Below are 18,240 nucleotides of genomic sequence, written 5' to 3'. Positions count from 1 at the left end.
TGCGTCACCCCCGCCGATCCGGTCTGCTCACCCGGGCAGGGTGGCCAGCAGCCGCGTGAGGGCGTCCGGACGCCGGTCGACGGGCAGGTACTCGACGGGGTGGAAGCCGCAGCCGAGCGCGGTCGCGCCGCCGTCGCAGGTGAGGTCGTCGCCGACCATCAGGACGTCGGCCGGGGCGAGGCCGAGCCGCTCGCAGGCGGTCTCGAAGATCACCGGGTCGGGCTTCTGCGCGCCGACCTCGCAGGACAGCACGTAGACGTCGACCAGTTCGTCCAGGCCGTGCGCGCGGAAGATCGGCCGCAGGTCCCAGCCGACGTTGCTCACCACCGCGACCGGCACGCCCCGGCGGCGCAGCTCGCGCAGCACGGGGACGGCGTCCGGGTAGGGGCGCCAGTTCGCGGGCGCCCAGTGGGACTCGTAGAGGGCGTCCACGTCGAGGGCCGCGGGCGGCTCCGCGGCCCGGGTGAGCGCGGTGTACGCGGCGCGGTGCAGCTCGGGGGTCAAGTCCCGGGTGTCCCAGGCCTGCTGGACCTCCGGCGGGATGCGGCGCGGCGGCACCCCGCCGGGCAGGGCGCCGAACTCCTCCAGCCGGGCCACCAGTTCGGCCTCCTCCCGGGCGGGCAGGACGAGGCCGGTGGCGGCGGTGTGGGCCGCCAGCCACTCGGCGGTGGAGACGACCCTGAAGAGGGTGCCGGAGAAGTCGAACATCACGCCTTTGGTCATGGGGCCGAGCCTACGGGGTGCCCGACGGCTCCGGGCCGCCCGGGTCAGGGCAGTTCGGCTCAGGGCAGGGTGAGGATGCGCGGGCCGTCCTCGGTGATGGCGACGGAGTGTTCGACGTGGGCGGCCCGGCTGCCGTCGACGGTGCGCAGCGTCCAGCCGTCCGGGTCGGTGCGGTGGTCGTCGCGTCCGCCGGCCAGCAGCATCGGCTCGATCGCCAGCACCAGGCCGGGGCGCAGCGGGTAACCCCGGCCCGGGCGGCCCTCGTTGGCCACGTGCGGGTCCTCGTGCATCCGGCGGCCGATGCCGTGCCCGCCGTAACCGTCCAGCAGGCCGTACCGGCCGGCGCGGGCGACGGTGCCGATGGCGTGGGCGATGTCCCCGGTCCGGTTGCCGACGACGGCGGCGGCGATGCCCGCCTCCAGGGCGCGCCGGGTGGTCTCGATCAGGGCGGTGTCCTCGGGGCGGGCGGTGCCGACGGTGAAGCTGATCGCCGAGTCCCCGGCCCAGCCGTCCAGGAGGGCGCCGCAGTCGATGCTCACCAGGTCGCCGTCGCGCAGCCGGTAGCCGTCCGGGATGCCGTGCACGACGGCGTCGTTCACGGAGGCGCAGATGACGGCCGGGAACGGGACGGGCGCGAAGTCCGGGCGGTAGCCGAGGAACGGCGAGGAGGCCCCGGCCGCCTTGAGCACGCCCCGCGCGACCTCGTCCAGCTCCAGCAGGCTCACGCCGACCGCCGCCTGTTCCCGGACGGCCGCCAGCGCCTGCGCGACCACCCGTCCGGCCTCGCGCATCGCGGCCAGTGCGGTGTCCGACTTGAGTTCGACCATGGTGCATCTCTCCCCTGGATCCAATTCTTATACCGGTATTTGTATCACGGTCGCGGACTGTGGACACCGGGCGGCGAGGGGGCCGTAGACTCGTCGGCATGGTGAGGACTCCGCTGACCCCGTGGGAGCGCGAGCGCGGCGAGCGCTTCGGGGCGCTGCTGCGCGAGGCGCGCGGCGAGCGCAGCATGGTCGAGGTGGCGGCGGCGGCCGGCGTCTCGGCCGAGACGCTGCGGAAGATCGAGACGGGCCGGGCACCCACACCGTCCTTCTTCACCATCGCGGCGCTGGCCTTCGCGCTCGACCTGTCCATGGACGAACTGGCGGCCGCCTGCGCACTCCCGGAGGACGGCGAGGCGCTCTCCGCCTGACACTCCCCCGGCCGCTCCTCCGCGGCGGACCCGGCGTGGCGGCACCCCCGGACGACGGCGGCCCGCCCTGCGCGGGGTGCGCGGGGCGGGCCGTCTTGTCGCGGCGCTCGACCGTCGTGGCGGCGTCCGGCCGCGGCGGTCCGGGCGTTCAGCCGTGGCGGGTTCAGCCGACCGAGCTGTTGTAGCTCTCGATCGCCGGCTGGAGCTCCTTCGCCGCGTCGGCCAGGGCCTGCTGGGCCGGCTTGCTGCCCGCGATGGTCTGCTCGATCGCGGTCTCCACGCCCTTGCGGGCCTGCGGCATCACGCCGAGCAGGCAGCCGGCCGTGGCCGGGGTCGGCTTGGTGGCCTTCAGCTGGTCGATCGCGGTCTGGAACTGCGGGTACTTGGCCACCCACTCCTTGTCCTTGGGGTCGTCCAGGGACTTGGTGTTGACCGGGAAGTAGCCGGTGCCGGTGTGCCAGACGGCCTGCTGCTCGGGGGCGGAGACGAACTTCTCGAACTCCCAGGCGGCGCGCTTCTCGGCGTCCGAGTGGCCGGGGCCGCTGATCCACAGCGAGGCGCCGCCGATCACCGGGCCGCCCTGGTCTGCGGCGGTGACCTTCGGGAAGGCCGCGGTGCCGACGCCGAACTTCGCGGCCTCGGTGTAGCCGCGCAGCACGCCGGTGGACTCCAGGTGCATCGCGACCGTCCCGGCCTTGAACGCGGCCTGGGCGTCGTCGGTGGTGCGGCCGGTGTTGGCCGCGTAGCCGCCCTTGACCAGGTCGGCCCACCACTGGACGATCTGGGCGCCCTGGGCGGAGTCGAAGACGACCTTGCCCGCCTTGTTGCCGCGGCCGTTGTCGTTGTCGCAGTACATGGCGCCGGACTCGGCGAGCAGCTGCTCGACGAACCAGCCGTAGATGGCGGCGCCGAAGCCGTAGCGGACGGTCTTGCCGTCGGCGTCCTTCTTGGTCAGCTTCTTGGCCACCTCGCCCAGCTCGGCCAGGTCCTTGGGGGCCTGCGCCGGGTCGAGGCCGGCCTCCTTGAAGGCGTCGGTGTTCAGGTAGAGCAGCGGCATCGAGGAGTTGAACGGCATCGACTGGAGCTTGCCGCCGACCGAGTAGTAGTTGCGGATGTTGGCGTCCAGGTCGTCCAGCGAGTAGCCGTCCTTGTCGGCGAAGGCCTGGGCCGGGACGGTCTGCTTGGAGTCGATCATGAACCGGGTGCCGATGTCGTAGACCTGCGCCAGGGCGGGGGTGCCCTTCTGCTGCACCGCGGCCTTGTACTTGGTGACCAGCTCGTCGTACTTGCCCTGGAACTGCGCCTTGACCTCGATCTTGCCCTGGTGGGCGGCGTTGAACTGGCCGACCAGCCCGTTCAGCACCTCGGCGTTCTTGCCGGTCATCGAGTGCCAGAACTCCACGGTGGTGACGCCGGAGGCCTGGTCGAGGGCCTGGGCGCCGGGCGCACCGGCGTCGGAGGAGCCGCCGGAGCCGGAGCCGGAACCGCTGGAGCTACAGGCGGTCAGGGACAGGCCGGCCACCAGCAGGGCCGCGAGCGCGCGCGCACTCTTCTTCACGAGGGTTCTCTCTCTATCCGGGAAGGCGGGACGTGAACGGGACACGGAACACGGGTCAGCGGACGGCGCCCGCGGTGAGGCCGCGGACGATGAAGCGCTGGCCGAAGACCACCAGGGCGAGGGTGGGCAGCAGGGAGAGCACGACGCCGGCCAGGATCAGCCCGGGGTCGGCCATCTCGGAGTCGCGCAGCGAGGTCAGACCGATCTGGAGGGTCTGCATGTTCGCCGTGCGGGTGATGATCAGCGGCCAGAAGTACTGGTTCCAGGCCGACAGGAAGACGTAGATCGACAGCGCCGCGAGGGCCGGCTTGTTGAGCGGGACGACGATCCGCCACAGGAAGCGCCAGTGGCCGGCCCCGTCGATCCGGGCCGCGTCGCGCAGTTCGCCGGGCAGCTGGCGGAAGGCCTGGCGCAGCATGAAGGTGCCGAAGCCGGAAGCCAGGAAGGGCAGCACCAGGCCGAAGTAGGTGTTGCCGAGCCCCCAGCCGGACAGCGTCAGGTAGTTGGGGATGATGATGGCCTCCCAGGGGACCATCAGCGTGGCCAGGAACACCCCGAACACCACGGCCCGCGCCTTCATCGGCAGGAACACGAACGCGTAGGCGGCGAGGACCGAGGTGAACAGCTGGGCGAGGGTGATGACCGTCGCCACGATCGCCGAGTTGGCGTACTGGCGGGCCAGCGGGATGGCGTCCACGGCGCCGGAGAAGTTCCGTCCGGTGACCGAGTGCGGCACCAGGGCCGGCGGGTAGGAGGAGAGTTCGGACGGGCCCATGAAGGCGCCGGCGATCGCGTAGTAGACCGGGAAGGCCACGGTGACGACCGCGACGGCGAGCAGCAGGTAGACGGCGGCGCGGCCGAGCAGGTCGCGCGGGGAGCGCCCGGCGAGGGCCCGGGCGCGCGGGCGGGGCGCCTCGGCCTGGGTTCGGGTCTCGGTGGTCAGGGTGGTCATGCGTAGTGCACCTTCCGCTCCAGGACGCCGAACTGGACGGCCGTGCAGGCGAGGACGACCACGAGCAGCACCACGGCCTGGGCGCTCGCGGTGCCGAAGTCGCTGGAGCCGTAGGCGAAGGCCTTCTCGTAGACGGAGTAGACGAGGGTCCGGGTGGAGCCGTCCGGCCCGCCCTTGGTGAGGATGTGGATCTGGCCGAAGCTCTGCAGCGCGTGGACGGTGGAGACCACGGTCAGGAAGAACAGGTTCGGGCCGAGCATCGGGATGGTGACCGAGCGGGCCAGCCGCAGGCCGGAGGCGCCGTCGATGCGGGCCGCCTCGACCACCTCCCCCGGGATCGAGCCGATGCCCGCGGAGAGCACCAGCACGTTGTAGCCGAGGTTCATCCACACCGTGGTGACGGCCACCGAGAGCAGCGCGTAGCGGGAGTCGGTCAGCCAGCCGACCGGGCCGAGGCCGAGGTGCGAGAGCAGGCCGTTGAGCACCCCGCTGGCGGGGTTGAAGAACACCGCGAACACCACCGAGGCGCTGGCCACCGAGAACGCGAAGGGCAGCGCGAACGCCGAGCGCAGCAGCCGCACGCCGCGGATCCGGTTCTCCAGCAGCAGCACCAGCACCAGCGCGCCGAGCACCCCGGGCACCACGGTGAGCAGCGTGAACAGCGCCGTGGTCGTCAGGGTGCGGCCGAAGTCGGCCGAGGCGAACAGGTCGGTGTAGTGCTTCGTCCCCACGTAGCGGGAGGGCGCGCCGAAGAGGTCGTTGGCGTGCCCGCTGAGGTAGATCGTCCGTCCCAGCGGGTAGCCGATGAAGAGGACGAAGACCACCAGGGAGGGCAGCAGGAAGGCCCAGGCGAGCCCGTGTTCGCCCCAGCGCCCTCCCCGGTGCGGGGAGCGGCGGCCCGGGAGGGGCCCGGTGTGCGGTGCGGTCGGCATCTGTCGCGCGTCCGCCTTTCGTGATGTCGGTTCCGGCCGAAACCGTGTCTTGCCCGAACGACGGCGTGGGAACCCCGTGGTGATCAGCGGGTGTCGCCGGGATTACGCGTTCGCGTCAGATCCGGCCGGTCGTGCCCGGACGGGCGGCGAACCGGCTGCGGCCGGGCTGCGGAGGGGCGACGTACGGGCGGTTGAGCGGTTCACCGCACTGTCGGAGGGGTGGCGTACGGTGCGCGGGTGGACGAAACGGAATTCGACATCCCGGCTGCAATGGCCGAAAGTGTGCGCTCCCGCGCCGGTGCCTGGGCACTCGTCAGGGGCTTCGCCGCCCACTGGGGCGAGCCGCTGGGGCCGGGCGACGGCTTCACGGACGCGGAGCTGGACGCGGCCGAACGGCGGCTCGGCCTGCGGCTGCCGGTGGCGCTGCGCGAGGCGTACCGGCTGTTCGGCCGCCGGGCGGACCTGACCAGCAGCCAGGACGTGCTGCTGACGCCGGACGAGTTGCACGTGCTGGACGGCGCCCTGGTGTACCGGGCGGAGAACCAGGGCTGCGCGCACTGGGGCGTCCTGCTGGACGACCTGGGTCTGGAGGACCCGCCGACGGTGGGCCGGCTCGACCTGGCGGACAAGTCGCAGGAGCGGTGGGAGCCCTGGGAGGAGCGCTTCTCGACGGCGGCCGCGGCGATGGCGATGGTGGAGAAGCTGCTGGAGGACCACGAGCTGACCGACTTCCTCGATGTGGACGAGGAACTCCCGGACAGTCTGCGGGAGTTGCCCGCGCTCGGGCGCAACCTCCGCTGGTACCAGGGCCCGGAGGTGCTGGTCGGGGTGGCCGAGGGGGCCTGGGTGGTGGCCCGGGCACGCACCCCGCAGGCGCTGGAGGCGCTCTACGAGGCGGTGCCCGGGGAGTGGCTGGGCGAATAGCCGCCGGCGGCCGACGAAGGGGCCGGTCGGCGGAGGGCCGGGTCAGGTGGACGACCGGGTCCGGCGGGGGCGACGGTCAGGCCGAGGAGCCGCCGTCCAGGACGAGGTCGCTGCCGACGGTGTAGCCCGCCTCCTCCGAGGCCAGGTACAGCACCGCGGCGGCCACCTCCTCCGTCGCACCGACCCGGCCGACCGGGACCTCGGCCTTCATCCGCTCGGCCTTGGTCCCGGCGTCCTCACCCGGCCGGGAGGACATCGGGGTGTCCACCGCGCCCGGGCTGACGGTGTTGATCCGCACGCCCTCGGCGATGTGGTCGAGGGCGGCGGCCCGGGTCAGCACGGTGACCGCGGCCTTGCTGGCGGCGTAGGCGCCGACGCCCGCGAGCCGCTTGTGGGCGCCGAGGTTGGACGAGACGTTGACGATCGCGCCGCCGCCGTGGGCCCGCATGTGGGCGATCTGCGCCTGCATGGCGAGCAGGGTGCCGGTGACGTTGACGCCGATCACCCGCTGCCACTCGGCCTCGTCGATGTCGGCGACCGGGCCGGCGGCGCCGAACACTCCCGCGTTGTTGACGGCGACGTCCAGGCCACCGAACCGCTCGACGGTCTCACGGACCGCCCGGGCGGCGTCCTGGGCGGTCGTCATGTCCCCGGTGAGGGCGACCGCCTTGCCGCCGACCTGCTCGATCAGGTCGACGGTCTCGGCGAGCGGGCCTGCCGTGCGGCCGACGACCGCGACCCGGGCGCCCTCGCGGGCGAAGGCGAGGGCGATGGCCCGGCCGATGCCGCTGCCGCCGCCGGTGACAAGGACGGACTTGTCGGCGAAACGCGTGGTCATGAGGTGAACTCCTTGATGCGGTTGGTGTGTTCGGATGCGGTGAGGTCGGTGGTCCGGGGCAGGGCGGCCACCGCGACGGCGGTGAGCGCCAGCCCGGCGGCGGCCGCCGCGAAGGCCGCGGCGTAGCCGCCGACGACGGTCGGGCGGGTGGCGGCGAGCGCCATCAGGGCGGCCAGTGCGGCGGTCGGGCCGAGTTCCATGGCCGTGTTGAACACTCCTGCGGCCAGTCCGGTGCGCTCGGGCGGCACCCCGCCGGTGGCGAGCACGGCCGCACCGGCGAAGGCCGCGGCGGCGCCGGCGGGCAGCAGGAGGAGTCCGGGCAGCAGTCCGAGGGCGTAGCCGCCGTCGGGCGTCAGCCCGGCCAGCAGACCGAGTCCGGCGGCCGCCACGGCGAGGCCGCCGGCGGTGACCGCCACCGGGCCGTGGCGGACGCTCAAGGGGCCGGCCAGCCGACCGGCGAGCAGCAGGACGGCCGCGTACGGCAGGAAGGCGGCGGAGGTGGCCGCGGCGCTCCAGCCGCGCTGCTGCTGGAGGTGGAGGGAGAGCAGGACGAAGGTGAGCGCGGTGCCGGCGGCGGTGGCCATGACGGCGGCGAGCGCGGTGGCCCGGCGCCGGTCGGCGAGGAAGCCGGGTGGCAGCAGCGGGTCGGCGGTGCGGCGTTCGGCGGCGACGAAGGCGAGCAGCAGGGCGAGTCCGGCGGCCAGTGGGCCGTACGTCCCGGGGCTGCGCCAGCCGTGTTCGGTGGAGGCCACCAGGGCGTAACTCACCGCGCAGAGACCGGCGGTGGCGAGGGCGGCGCCGCGCAGGTCCAACGCCGGGCGGGTGCCGGTCGGGGCGGCGGCGGGCAGGGTCGCGGGTAAGGCCGCGGAGCGGGCGAGCCCGGCGAGCGCGACCAGCACGGGCACCGCGAACAGCCAGCGCCAGGAGACCGCGGCGGCGACCGCGCCCGAGAGCACGCTGCCGAGGGTGGCGCCGAGCACCGACAGGCCGCCCCAGGTGGCCATCGCCCGGCGGTAGGCGGCCGGTTCGGGGTGCAGCGCCCGGACCAGCGCGACCGCCGCCGGGGCGGTGAGGGCGGCGCCGACGCCCTGCACGAAGCGGCTCGCCAACAGGACGGGGTAGCCGGGCGCCAGGGCGCAGGCGATCGAGGCGACGGTGAGCAGCGCAAGTCCGGTACGGAGCACCAGCCGTCCGCCGTGACGGTCCGTCAACCTTCCGCCGAGCAGCAGCAGGGAGCTGAAGGAGAGCCCGTAGGCGGCGCTGAGCAGCAGCACCCCGGACGGGCCGAGCCCGAACTCCCGCGCCACCAGCGGCAGCGGCACGGTCAGGATCGTGATCGTGAAGATCAGCACCGCCTGGATGACGCCGAGCAGCGCGAAGCCGTACCGGCCGGTAGTGATGGCAGCCATGCAAAACCCTCCCCCCTATAAAGAACGTTCGGTCCAGAATGGGCCGAGCAAAGGACGCCGGCCCGCGCCGACCGGCGTCAGTCCAGCAGCGCCAGCGCCTGCTCGGCGGCGTCCCGCGCCCGGGGGGCGCCGTCGGCGGTCTTGGCCACCACCCGGATGCCCTGGAGCAGCACGACCAGCATCCGGGCGAGCGCCCGCGGATCCCGCCCGGCGGGCAGTTCGCCCTGCGCGGCGGCCCGCGCCAGGGCTGCGGCGAGCAGCGTCTCCAGGTGATCGAGGCTCGCCTCCACCCGGCGGGAGGTGGCCGGATCGTGCGGGGCCAGCTCCACCGCCGTGTTGGTGACGAAGCAGCCCCGCCGGCGCTCCCCCTCGTCCGTCTCGGCGTATTGCCGGACCAGCGCCCTGACCGCCGGCAGCGCCGGGCCGGGCTGGGAGAGGTCGAGCAGCCGATCCGAGTCACTCTGCTCGCAGTAGCGCTCCAGCGCCCGCAGGTACAGCTCCCGCTTGCTGCCGAAGGTCGCGTAGATGCTGGCCCGGGCGATGCCGAGCCGCTCGACCAGGTCGGCCATCGAGGTCGCCTCGTAGCCGCGCTGCCAGAACAGCTCCAGGGCCGCCTGCAGCGCCGCGTCCGGATCGAATTCCTTCGTTCGCGCCATGCCGGGAACGGTAGCCCTTTCCGGATCGATCGGTCAAGAAAGAGCAACTATTGGTCCAGACCTGATCTCTGACGGAGCATTGCCAACTGGACTAGACCAAAGCTACCCTTACCGCTCCCATCCACCTCCTTCCCCCACAGGAGGCGCTTCGCATGCCCGCTCACCGTCCCCACCACCCCCGGCAGACCGCCGACGCCGCCAGACCCGTCGTGCTGACGGCCTTTCGGATCGTCGTCGGCCTGCTCTTCGCCTGCCACGGCGTCGCCTCGCTGTTCGGCGTGTTCGGCGGCGCGTCCAAGGGCGGCGGCACCGTCCCGCTCGGCCAGTGGCCCGGCTGGTGGGCCGCGCTGATCAACCTGGTCGGCGGCACCCTGGTGCTGCTCGGCGTCGGCACCAGGGTGGCCGCCCTGCTCTGCTCCGGCGCGATGGCGTACGCCTACTTCACCGTCCACCAGGATCGCGCCCTGCTGCCCCTGCAGAACGGGGGCGAGTCCGCGGTGCTGTTCTGCTTCGCCTTCCTGACCATCGCGGTGCTCGGCTCCGGCCCGTACGCCCTGGACCGCCTGCTCACCCGCCGACCGCCGGCCGCCGCTGCCGAACCGGCGGCCCGGCCGACATCGGCGGTCTGACCGGCGCCGATGGACTGACCGGCGCCGACGGCCCACCGACGTCGATCCTCCGACCGACGTCAGCGGCCCGACCACCCGGCCCGCGTCAACGGCCCGACGGGCCGCCCGCGGCCAGGTGGCGCTCGACCGAGGCGACCTTGGCGGTGAGGCCGTCGGTGACCCCGGCCCGGTCGTCGATCTTGATGACCGTGCTCACCCGGTCGCTGTACGCCTTCACCGCCTCGATCGCCGCCCTGATCACCGGCATCACCTCGTCCCACTCCCCCTCGATGCTGGTGAACATCGCGTCCGTGCGGTTGGGCAGCCCGCTCTCCCGCACCACCCGGACGGCGGCGGCCACCGCCTCCCCCACGTCCTCGCCGATCCCCAGCGGGGTCACCGAAAAAGCTGCGATCACGGCTCTGCGCTCCTTGCACGTCGACAGCACTGGTCGCCGGTCCGGGCCGACCGACCCGGACCAGCGACCAGGCTAGACGTCAGGCCACGCTCGGCAGCGGCGGTTCGACCGCCAGCGGCGCGGTGGAGCGGGCCCGGTGCTGGGCGGCCCAGGAGACCAGCGCCACCGTGCAGGCGTGGTCCAGGTGGCGAAGCCCGGACCAGTCCAGCTCCACCGGCCGGTCCCCCGGCAGCCGTTCCAGGGCGTCCAGCAGCCGGGGCAGCCGCAGGAAGGTGGCGTTGCCGCTCAGCCGCACCCGGTGCAGCGGCTGCCCGCCCGGCTGCGGCTGCTCCTCCACCGCGATCTGCAGGTGCGAGGTCTGCCAGGCCGACTTGGCCACCGCCAGGCCGACGCCGATCAGCACCCCTTCGAACAGATCGGTGGCGATGATCGCGGCCGCCGTCACCACCAGCACCAGCGCCTCGCCCAGGTGCCCGCGGCAGAGCGCCACGATCCGGCGCAGCGGCACCAGCTTGGCGCCGGCGTGCACCAGGACGGCGGCCAGCGCGGTCAGCGGGACGAGCCCCAGCACACCGGGCAGCAGCGCGGTGAACAGCAGCAGCCAGCCGCCGTGCAGCACCCGCGAGGCCTTGGTGCGCGCGCCGGCCTGGACGTTGGTCGCGCTGCGCACGATCACGGCGGTCATCGGCAGTGCGCCGAGCAGTCCGCAGACGGTGTTGCCGACGCCCTGGGCGGTGAGTTCGCGGTCGTAGTCGGTGCGCGGGCCGTGGTGCATCCGGTCGACGGCGGCGGCGCTGAACAGCGTCTCGGCGGAGGCGATCAGGGTGAAGGCGACGACCGTGCCGAGGCCGGCGGCGCCGGCCAGGGAGGTCAGCGCGGCGCGGTCGGGCAGGTGCACCACGTCGAGCAGTCCGGCCACCCGGACCCGGGCCACCGGAAGGTCGGCGGCCGCGGTGACGGCGGCGGCCAGGCCGACGGCGGCGAGCGGGGCGGGGACGGCGCGGGCGGCGCGTTCCGGCAGGTACTTCCACCCGACCAGGACCAGCAGGGTGCCGAGGCCGAGGGCGACCGCGCTCGGGTTGGCCCCGGCGGTCAGCACGTCGCCCAGCAGGTCCGGCAGTCCGGCGATCTTCTCCGGCCCACTGGCGGGGGCGCGGCGGTCGGCGAGCGCGTAGAGCTGGCCGAACACCAGGGTCAGTCCGATGCCGGCCAGCATGCCGTGCACCACCGAGGCGGACATCGCCCGGAACCAGCGGCCGAGCCGCAGGGCCCCCATCGCCAGCTGGAGCAGGCCGGTGGCGAGCACCAGCAGGCCGAGCGCGCCGACGCCGAAGCGCTGGACGGCGTCGGCGACCAGGACGGTCAGCCCGGCGGCGGGACCGCTGACCTGGAGGCTGCTGCCGGGCAGCAGGCCGGCCACCAGGCCGCCCACGATCCCGGTGACCAGCCCGAGTTCGGCCGGGACGCCGGAGGCGACTGCCACGCCGACGCAGAGCGGAAGGGCGACCAGGAACACCACCAGGGAGGCGGGCAGGTCCTGGCGCCAGGGGACGGCGCGCAGGGCGGCGGCCGGAGTGCGGGGCCGGCCCGGCGGGTCGTGCTTGCGGAGGCGGCCCGGCGGGCTGTCGCTCCGGTGGGGCGGCGGGTTCACCCGGTCACCACCAGGGACCGGTCAGGGGTGCAGCAGCACATGGGGACGTTCCTTCCGCGCGCCCGCCGCAGCGGGCGCGCCGTTGCAGGGGCGGGGAGCACGAGGAAGGGGGAAACGACCGCGTTCGGGGCGGCGACAGCGGTACGGCCGCGGGTCCGGGCGGACCAGAGCGCGGCGGCGGGTGTCGGGTCGGTGCGGCCAGGGGGTGCGTCCCTCGCTCGGGTGCGGCGGACCGGGCACGCTGGTCCTGGACGGGGCCGCCGGCGGAGTTCCCCCCGCTCCTCGGCGCCCCAAACCCCCCTGCCGCGGCCTCAGTTGGACATCACGGGCCCGGCGTGCCACCGACGGTACCCAGGACTGCGGGGCGTGCCCACACCCGGCACCGTCCCTTCACCGCCACTGCACACCGGCTGCGCTTCCCGGCGCGGAGCGTCCGCTTCCCCGGGTACACCAGCGCGACTGCCGTCCGGGCGTGCGAATCCCCGCCATGCGGCCGGGCGTCCCGCCCACCCCGCCGGCTTCCACATTCTGTTGAAATGCTCTTGACGCCCGACGGACCCGACCCTACCGTGTTTTCGCATACAGAAACCATTCTTCCGTATGGTGGAATTCGAGAGATGAGCCCTCCGAGCCACTGCGGGCCGACGCAGGAGAGATCCGATGCCCCGTATGACAGCCGCCCGTGCGGCCGTGGAGATCCTCGAACTCGAAGGCGTCGAGGTCGCGTTCGGCGTGCCGGGCGCGGCCATCAACCCGTTCTACGCCGCGCTCAGGGCCTCCGGCGGGATCCGGCACACGCTGGCCCGGCACGTCGAGGGCGCCTCCCACATGGCCGAGGGCTACACCCGCGCCAAGGCCGGCAACATCGGGGTCTGCGTCGGCACCTCCGGCCCGGCCGGCACCGACATGATCACCGGCCTCTACTCGGCGATCGCCGACTCCGTCCCGATCCTCTGCATCACCGGCCAGGCGCCCGTCGCCCGGCTGCACAAGGAGGACTTCCAGGCCGTCGACATCGCCGCCATCGCACGGCCCGTCACCAAGGCCGCCACCACCGTCCTGGAGGCCGCGCAGGTCCCCGGCGTGTTCCAGCAGGCCTTCCACCTGATGCGCTCCGGCCGCCCCGGCCCGGTCCTGATCGACCTGCCGATCGACGTCCAGCTCACCGAGATCGACTTCGACCCCGCGGCTTACCAGCCCCTGCCGGTCTACAAGCCCGCCGCCAACCGCACCCAGATCGAGAAGGCCGTCGCGCTGCTCCAGCGGTCCGAGCGCCCGCTGATCGTCGCCGGCGGCGGCGTCGTCAACGCCGACGCCGCCGAGCTGCTGCTGGAGTTCGCCGAACTCACCGGCGTCCCGGTGGTCCCGACGCTGATGGGCTGGGGCGTCGTCCCGGACGACCACGAGCTGAACGCCGGCATGGTCGGCCTCCAGACCTCGCACCGCTACGGCAACGAGAACTTCCTCGCCTCCGACTTCGTCCTCGGCATCGGCAACCGCTGGGCCAACCGCCACACCGGCGGCCTGGACGTCTACACCAAGGGCCGCACCTTCGTCCACGTCGACATCGAGCCCACCCAACTCGGCCGGATCTTCGCCCCGGACCTCGGCATCGCCTCCGACGCCGGGGCCGCACTGGAGCTGTTCGTCGAGGTGGCACGCGAGCTGCGGGCCGCCGGCACCCTCAAGGACCGCACCGCCTGGGCCGCCTCCACCCAGGAACGCAAGGCCCGGCTGCAGCGCCGCACCCACTTCGACGACGTGCCGCTCAAGCCGCAGCGCGTGTACGAGGAGATGAACAGGGCCTTCGGCCCGCAGACCCGCTACGTCACCACCATCGGCCTGTCCCAGATCGCCGGCGCGCAGCTGCTGCACGTCTACCGGCCACGGCACTGGATCAACTGCGGCCAGGCCGGCCCGCTCGGCTGGACCATCCCGGCCGCGCTGGGCGTCGCCACCGCCGACCCCGAGGGGCAGGTCGTCGCGCTCTCCGGCGACTACGACTTCCAGTTCATGATCGAGGAACTGGCGGTCGGCGCCCAGCACCGCATCCCGTACGTCCACGTCCTGGTGAACAACTCCTACCTGGGACTGATCCGCCAGGCGCAGCGCGCCTTCGACATCGACTTCCAGGTGAAGCTGGAGTTCGAGAACGTCAACGCACCGGAGCTGGGCGCCTACGGCGTCGACCACGTCAGGGTCGTCGAGGGCCTGGGCTGCAAGGCGATCCGGGTCACCGAGCCGGACGGCCTGCTGCCCGCCTTCGAGGAGGCCAGGAAGCTGGCCGCCGAGTTCCGCGTCCCGGTGGTGGTCGAGGCGATCCTGGAGCGGGTCACCAACATCTCGATGGCCGCCGCCGACATCGACGAGGTCAACGAGTTCGAGGAACTGGCCACCCTCCCGGAACACGCCCCGACGGCGATCAGGCCGCTGGCGCTCTGACCGGCGCCCTCGGACCAGGGGGCGGACGCCCCGCTCCGCACGCCCCCACGCGCCCCCACACCCGGAACACCGGCACGCCGACCGCAGTTGATCAGGTCACGGCCGCTACCGTGGCCCCGGAAGAGGCCCGGCCCGACGACGTCCCGAAAGGACCACCCCGTGAGCCTGTACGACATCCCGCTGCGCACCCTCGACGGCGCGCCCACCTCGCTGGCCGACTACAAGGGCAAGGCGCTGCTGATCGTCAACGTCGCCTCCAAGTGCGGCCTGACCCCGCAGTACGAGGGCCTGGAGCGGCTCCAGCAGCGGTACGCCGGGCGCGGCTTCACCGTGCTGGGCTTCCCCTGCAACCAGTTCGCCGGGCAGGAGCCGGGCAGCGCCGAGGAGATCCGCACCTTCTGCTCCACCACCTACGGCGTGACCTTCCCGCTGTTCGAGAAGATCGACGTCAACGGGGAGGACCGCCACCCGCTGTACGCCAAGCTCACCGAGGTCGCCGACGCGGAGGGCCAGGCCGGGGACATCACCTGGAACTTCGAGAAGTTCCTGCTCTCCCCGGACGGCACCGTGGTGGCCCGCCTGCGCCCGCCCGTCGACCCGGAGGCCCCGGAGCTGATCACCGCCCTCGAGGCCGTCCTCCCGGCCTGACCGCCCGGCTGGCGGAAGCCCGGGGCTCCCCGCCCCGGGCCTCCGCCGCGCTCGCTCGGGCCGTCAGGGCCGGATCGTGCTCGGGGTCCCATCCCCCAGGCGGATCAGTGCCTGCATGGCCTCGCGCTCCATCCGTGCGAGATCGCCGAGGATCGAGCCGGCCCGGACGAGACACTGCGCGTCCTCCGATTCACCGGCCTTCCTGATCAGTGCTGCTGCTTCCGTCCACAGGACGGCCGCCTCCGTGTACAGCGTGTGGCCGGTGCGCAGGTGGCTGCTGTCCAGCAGGTCGGCGCATTCGGCGAGGAAGTCGCGGTAGAGGTTGCGGAACAGGGCGCCGCCGGTGCCGCCCTTCTCCATCAACAGAGCGGCCTGCGGCAGGTCCAGCCGTGGGTTGTCGGTGCGCCGGAGCCAGGTGCGCACCAGCGTGCCGGCCTTCTCGATGCCGCGGTGACCGAGATTGGCGATGGGCGGGTTGAGGAAGGCCTCGGCGCAAGCGGTGATGGCCGGGACGATCTGTGCGTGCGGGGCGGGCGGGTTTCGTGGAGCGGTGAGGGTGAAGGAGCGGTGCTTGGCCGTCATCGGGCCACCCGCGGCCCTCGCCTGGGCGAGGCTGGTCAGGCTGGTGGAGACGGCTCCGCCCTGCTGGTCGGTGTCCACCAGGTGGGCGTTGTGGTCGTCGTAGCCGTACATGGCGACGACGTGGCCGCCGAAGTGGACCTTCGCGCCGAAGTAGTCCAGGTGGTAGCTGTCGAGCTGGAGCCCGACGGGGTGGCCGGCGTCGATGGAGGCCGCCACGTCGTCCCATGCCTTGCGCGCGGAGGTGGTCTCCCGGACCTGGAGTTCCAGTCCCAACCTGCCGGCCAGGTTCCTGGTGAGGTCGAACGGCTTGACCCGTCCGCCGAGGAAGGGGAAGCCCATGTTCCTGCCGTCCCAGTAGACGAAGGACAGGCCGGATCCGAGGCCGAACAGCATGGGTTCGGACAGATCGAGTCCTTGGTGGCGCAGCAACACCCCCAGGGCAGTCGTCTCGCAGTGCTGCGTACCGCGGGCGTCGATGTCTTTCACCGTGGTCATGCCGTGTTCTCCTGGACGGGGATGATCAGTCGGGTCATCAGTTCTTCTTGTGGTGCCTCTGCCGGTCCGACGAGATACGCCTCGCGTACGGGTGCTCGCGGGCGCAGTCCGCGCTCGTGGATGGCGGCGAAGAGCGCGTTGTAGGCCAGGGGAAGTTGCGCGTAGGGCCCGATGTGCGTGGTCTCGGCGACGAGTCCGCCGGGCAGCACCGCGAATTCGAGGCCGGGCACGCCCTCCCCCTGCGGGATCTGCGCTCCGACGGCTATCTCCAACCGCTCTTCCAGGTCCAGCGGGTAGAGCCCCCACAGCGGCGGCTCCCACGCGGTTCCCGTCCTGCCGAGCACGGGCAGCAGTCGACCCAGACACTCCCCGATCCTGGTTCCGATCTCCGCGGGGGTGCAGACCGCTCGCACCACCGCCAGCCGTCGCTCCGGCTCTCTGCCCAGGGTCACCTCGTAGCCGGGCAGACCAGCCTCCGCCAGCCGCTCCAGCATCGCCAGCCGCGCCTGGTCCCTGCTGATCCGCTCGGCCAGCCGGTCCCGTTCCTCGCGCAGGATCCCCGCCCTGCGCTCGGGCCCGGCCTCCAGCGCCCGGGCGATCACGGCCAGGGGAAGATCCATCTCGCGCAGCAGGGCGATGGTCAGGGCATCACGCGCCTGTCCGGGCGCGTAGTAGCGGTAGCCGGAGCCTGCGTCCACGCGGATGGGAGCCAGCAGCCCCGTGTCGTCGTAGTGCCGCAGCTGCTTCACGCTGAGGCGGCACAGGCGGGCGAAGCGCCCGATGGTGAGGAGTTCGTCTCGCACGCCATCATGGTGGACGCTCCCACGGTGGGAGAGTCCAACGGTGAGTCGAGGAACTCAGGAACTCCCCACTCGCTGCCATCGTTTCGAAGCCGCTCGCTCGGGCGGAGCCGCTCGCTCGGGCGGAGCCGCTCGCTCGGGCGGAGGCCGGCCGCGACCGCCCGTCGCGGCGGACGGTGTCGGGGGCGGGGCCCGCTAGCCCGATGCTCCGGCGGCGCGCTGGCACAACTCGACGAGCGGGCCCAGGAGTTGGCCGCCGTACGCGCGGGCGGCGGCACAGGGGTCCACCGTGCCGGCTTCGGCGGGTCGGCCACCGGGCGGCCGGACGGCGTCGGGGGCGGGCCGCGGTCGGGGACGGGCGGCCGCGCTGCCCGGTCGCCACCCCGGGCCCGGCACCGGCGTGCGCCCCGCCCGGGACCCGCCTTCGCCGGGGTCGTCGGCCGGGTCCGTCTGCTCCCCCGCGGGCCCGGCGTCCGTCGTGGGGACGGGCTCCGCGCCCGCCGGCTCCGGCGGGGGCGGCACGGGGCTCGGCACCGGGGAGGCCGACGGCGCGGAGAGTTCCAGGGCTCCGATGACGGCGGGGGCGGCCGGCTGGTCGTCGGGTACCGGTCCCGGGCCCGTCCCGAGGTACGCCCGGGGGCCGGCGTCCGCCGCTCCCGAGAGCAGCGCCGCCGCCAGGACGGCCGCGACGACGGCGCCGCGTCCGAACGCCCGGGCCGGGGACGGGGCCGGGGCCGGGGACGGGCGAACGAACGGGCGGATGGGAAGGCGCCGGGCGACGGGGACCGCCGAGGGCGCGGACGCCGCCGCCTCCGCCCGGCACCGGCAGACCTCCGCGTTGCGCGACGCCGTCCACTGCTCCGAGGCGCCCAGTCCGGCCCACGCGGTGGCGGCCGCGGCGAACAGGTGGGCCGCCCGTTGGGGGTCGCCGCCGACCGCCACGGCGTACGCCCACACCTCCTGCGCGCGCAGCGCGTCCGGGTGCAGGGCCCCGCGTTCCAGGGCGATGTGGCGGTGGAGTTCCTCGGCCAGGTGGGCTGCGAGGGCCGTGTCCCCCGCCTCCATGGCGCCCCGGATCACGGCGACCCGGGGAGCGTGGGCGGCGGGCAGCGCCTCGGCGGCCGCCCTTGACGACGTGTCGGCCGTATCGGCCATGGGCCCCTCGCAGGTGGTCTCCGAACGATGGATCACGTCACGTATACCGGTCGGAGCGCCCGGATCCGGTCCGCGGTCACCCCATCGGGTGAACCGTCACCGACCGGACCGGGGGTCCTGCATCGTCCGGGCCACCCCGACCGGCACCACCGACGCGAGTTGCCGACACGGCCCACCCGCGGGTTCGTGATCGTTCGAGCTCGCCGTCGTTTCTCGACACCATCCCCTCCACTGCCGGACGTCCGTGAGCGCGG

Annotated in this window: 18 protein-coding genes; 5 read left to right on the top strand and 13 right to left on the bottom strand. The window is 73.5% G+C overall.

Going from position 1 to position 18,240, the window contains the following annotated elements:
- Positions 1-27: 27 nt before the first annotated feature.
- Together ABZ449_RS12910 and map are read right to left on the bottom strand one after the other, a co-directional pair.
- A complete protein-coding gene (locus ABZ449_RS12910) occupies positions 28-723 on the bottom strand; it encodes an HAD-IA family hydrolase (protein WP_360344743.1) in 696 nt (231 codons plus the stop codon).
- Between the two features lie 59 nt (positions 724-782).
- Positions 783-1,550 (bottom strand): type I methionyl aminopeptidase, encoded by a 768-nt coding sequence (gene map, locus ABZ449_RS12905; protein ID WP_360344741.1) that lies wholly within the window; start codon positions 1,548-1,550, stop codon positions 783-785.
- Between the two features lie 98 nt (positions 1,551-1,648).
- Here map and ABZ449_RS12900 point away from each other — a divergent pair, with 98 nt between their 5' ends.
- Positions 1,649-1,918, top strand: a complete 270-nt coding sequence (locus tag ABZ449_RS12900) for a helix-turn-helix transcriptional regulator (RefSeq protein WP_360344739.1) — start codon at positions 1,649-1,651, stop codon at positions 1,916-1,918.
- 163 nt (positions 1,919-2,081) lie between these two features.
- Here ABZ449_RS12900 and ABZ449_RS12895 read toward each other — a convergent pair whose 3' ends face one another.
- The 3 genes from ABZ449_RS12895 to ABZ449_RS12885 are packed head-to-tail and all read right to left on the bottom strand — an operon-like array spanning position 2,082 to position 5,360.
- Positions 2,082-3,476, bottom strand: coding sequence for an ABC transporter substrate-binding protein (locus tag ABZ449_RS12895; RefSeq protein WP_360344737.1), 1,395 nt, complete (start codon positions 3,474-3,476; stop codon positions 2,082-2,084).
- 55 nt (positions 3,477-3,531) lie between these two features.
- Entirely contained in the window at positions 3,532-4,428 is an 897-nt protein-coding gene (locus ABZ449_RS12890; protein ID WP_360344735.1) for a carbohydrate ABC transporter permease, read from the bottom strand.
- A complete protein-coding gene (locus ABZ449_RS12885; RefSeq protein ID WP_360344733.1) occupies positions 4,425-5,360 on the bottom strand; it encodes a sugar ABC transporter permease in 936 nt (311 codons plus the stop codon). Before ABZ449_RS12885 ends, ABZ449_RS12890 begins: the two co-directional genes overlap by 4 nt.
- A gap of 237 nt (positions 5,361-5,597) precedes the next feature.
- Here ABZ449_RS12885 and ABZ449_RS12880 point away from each other — a divergent pair, with 237 nt between their 5' ends.
- Complete coding sequence (locus ABZ449_RS12880; protein WP_360344731.1) at positions 5,598-6,284, top strand: SMI1/KNR4 family protein; 687 nt, start codon at positions 5,598-5,600, stop codon at positions 6,282-6,284.
- Between the two features lie 76 nt (positions 6,285-6,360).
- Here ABZ449_RS12880 and ABZ449_RS12875 read toward each other — a convergent pair whose 3' ends face one another.
- The 3 genes from ABZ449_RS12875 to ABZ449_RS12865 form a co-directional block, all read right to left on the bottom strand.
- Entirely contained in the window at positions 6,361-7,122 is a 762-nt protein-coding gene (locus ABZ449_RS12875; protein ID WP_360344729.1) for a glucose 1-dehydrogenase, read from the bottom strand.
- The gene (locus ABZ449_RS12870) at positions 7,119-8,531 is read right to left on the bottom strand and encodes an MFS transporter (RefSeq protein ID WP_360344727.1); all 1,413 of its coding nucleotides are present in this window, start codon (positions 8,529-8,531) and stop codon (positions 7,119-7,121) included. Before ABZ449_RS12870 ends, ABZ449_RS12875 begins: the two co-directional genes overlap by 4 nt.
- 77 nt (positions 8,532-8,608) lie before the next feature.
- Positions 8,609-9,187 carry a helix-turn-helix domain-containing protein gene (locus tag ABZ449_RS12865; RefSeq protein WP_360344725.1) on the bottom strand — a complete coding sequence of 193 codons (579 nt, stop codon included), beginning with the start codon at positions 9,185-9,187 and terminating at the stop codon, positions 8,609-8,611.
- A gap of 152 nt (positions 9,188-9,339) precedes the next feature.
- Here ABZ449_RS12865 and ABZ449_RS12860 point away from each other — a divergent pair, with 152 nt between their 5' ends.
- Positions 9,340-9,816: a DoxX family protein gene (locus ABZ449_RS12860; RefSeq protein ID WP_360344723.1), complete on the top strand. Its 477-nt coding sequence runs from the start codon at positions 9,340-9,342 to the stop codon at positions 9,814-9,816.
- 85 nt (positions 9,817-9,901) lie between these two features.
- Here the strand turns inward: ABZ449_RS12860 and ABZ449_RS12855 are convergent, their stop codons facing one another.
- A complete protein-coding gene (locus tag ABZ449_RS12855) occupies positions 9,902-10,213 on the bottom strand; it encodes an MTH1187 family thiamine-binding protein (RefSeq protein WP_360344721.1) in 312 nt (103 codons plus the stop codon).
- A 79-nt stretch (positions 10,214-10,292) separates the two neighbouring features.
- Complete coding sequence (locus tag ABZ449_RS12850; protein ID WP_360344871.1) at positions 10,293-11,774, bottom strand: SulP family inorganic anion transporter; 1,482 nt, start codon at positions 11,772-11,774, stop codon at positions 10,293-10,295.
- Between the two features lie 750 nt (positions 11,775-12,524).
- Between ABZ449_RS12850 and gcl the strand changes: the two genes are divergently transcribed.
- Positions 12,525-14,306 (top strand): glyoxylate carboligase, encoded by a 1,782-nt coding sequence (gene gcl, locus ABZ449_RS12845; protein ID WP_360344719.1) that lies wholly within the window; start codon positions 12,525-12,527, stop codon positions 14,304-14,306.
- 159 nt (positions 14,307-14,465) lie between these two features.
- On the top strand, positions 14,466-14,954 hold the full coding sequence (locus tag ABZ449_RS12840) for a glutathione peroxidase (RefSeq protein WP_360344717.1): 489 nt from the start codon (positions 14,466-14,468) through the stop codon (positions 14,952-14,954).
- A gap of 63 nt (positions 14,955-15,017) precedes the next feature.
- Here ABZ449_RS12840 and ABZ449_RS12835 read toward each other — a convergent pair whose 3' ends face one another.
- The 3 genes from ABZ449_RS12835 to ABZ449_RS12825 form a co-directional block, all read right to left on the bottom strand.
- Complete coding sequence (locus tag ABZ449_RS12835; protein ID WP_360344715.1) at positions 15,018-16,031, bottom strand: BtrH N-terminal domain-containing protein; 1,014 nt, start codon at positions 16,029-16,031, stop codon at positions 15,018-15,020.
- Positions 16,028-16,834, bottom strand: a complete 807-nt coding sequence (locus ABZ449_RS12830; RefSeq protein ID WP_360344712.1) for a MerR family transcriptional regulator — start codon at positions 16,832-16,834, stop codon at positions 16,028-16,030. Before ABZ449_RS12830 ends, ABZ449_RS12835 begins: the two co-directional genes overlap by 4 nt.
- Positions 16,835-17,026: 192 nt before the next feature.
- Positions 17,027-17,986, bottom strand: coding sequence for a hypothetical protein (locus ABZ449_RS12825; RefSeq protein ID WP_360344709.1), 960 nt, complete (start codon positions 17,984-17,986; stop codon positions 17,027-17,029).
- Positions 17,987-18,240: the final 254 nt, after the last annotated feature.

The organism is Kitasatospora sp. NPDC005856, from assembly GCF_040629945.1.
Taxonomy (GTDB): domain Bacteria; phylum Actinomycetota; class Actinomycetes; order Streptomycetales; family Streptomycetaceae; genus Kitasatospora.
The sequence above is the reverse complement of the archived record's forward strand: the minus strand, read 5'-3'. Positions and strand labels throughout refer to the sequence as shown.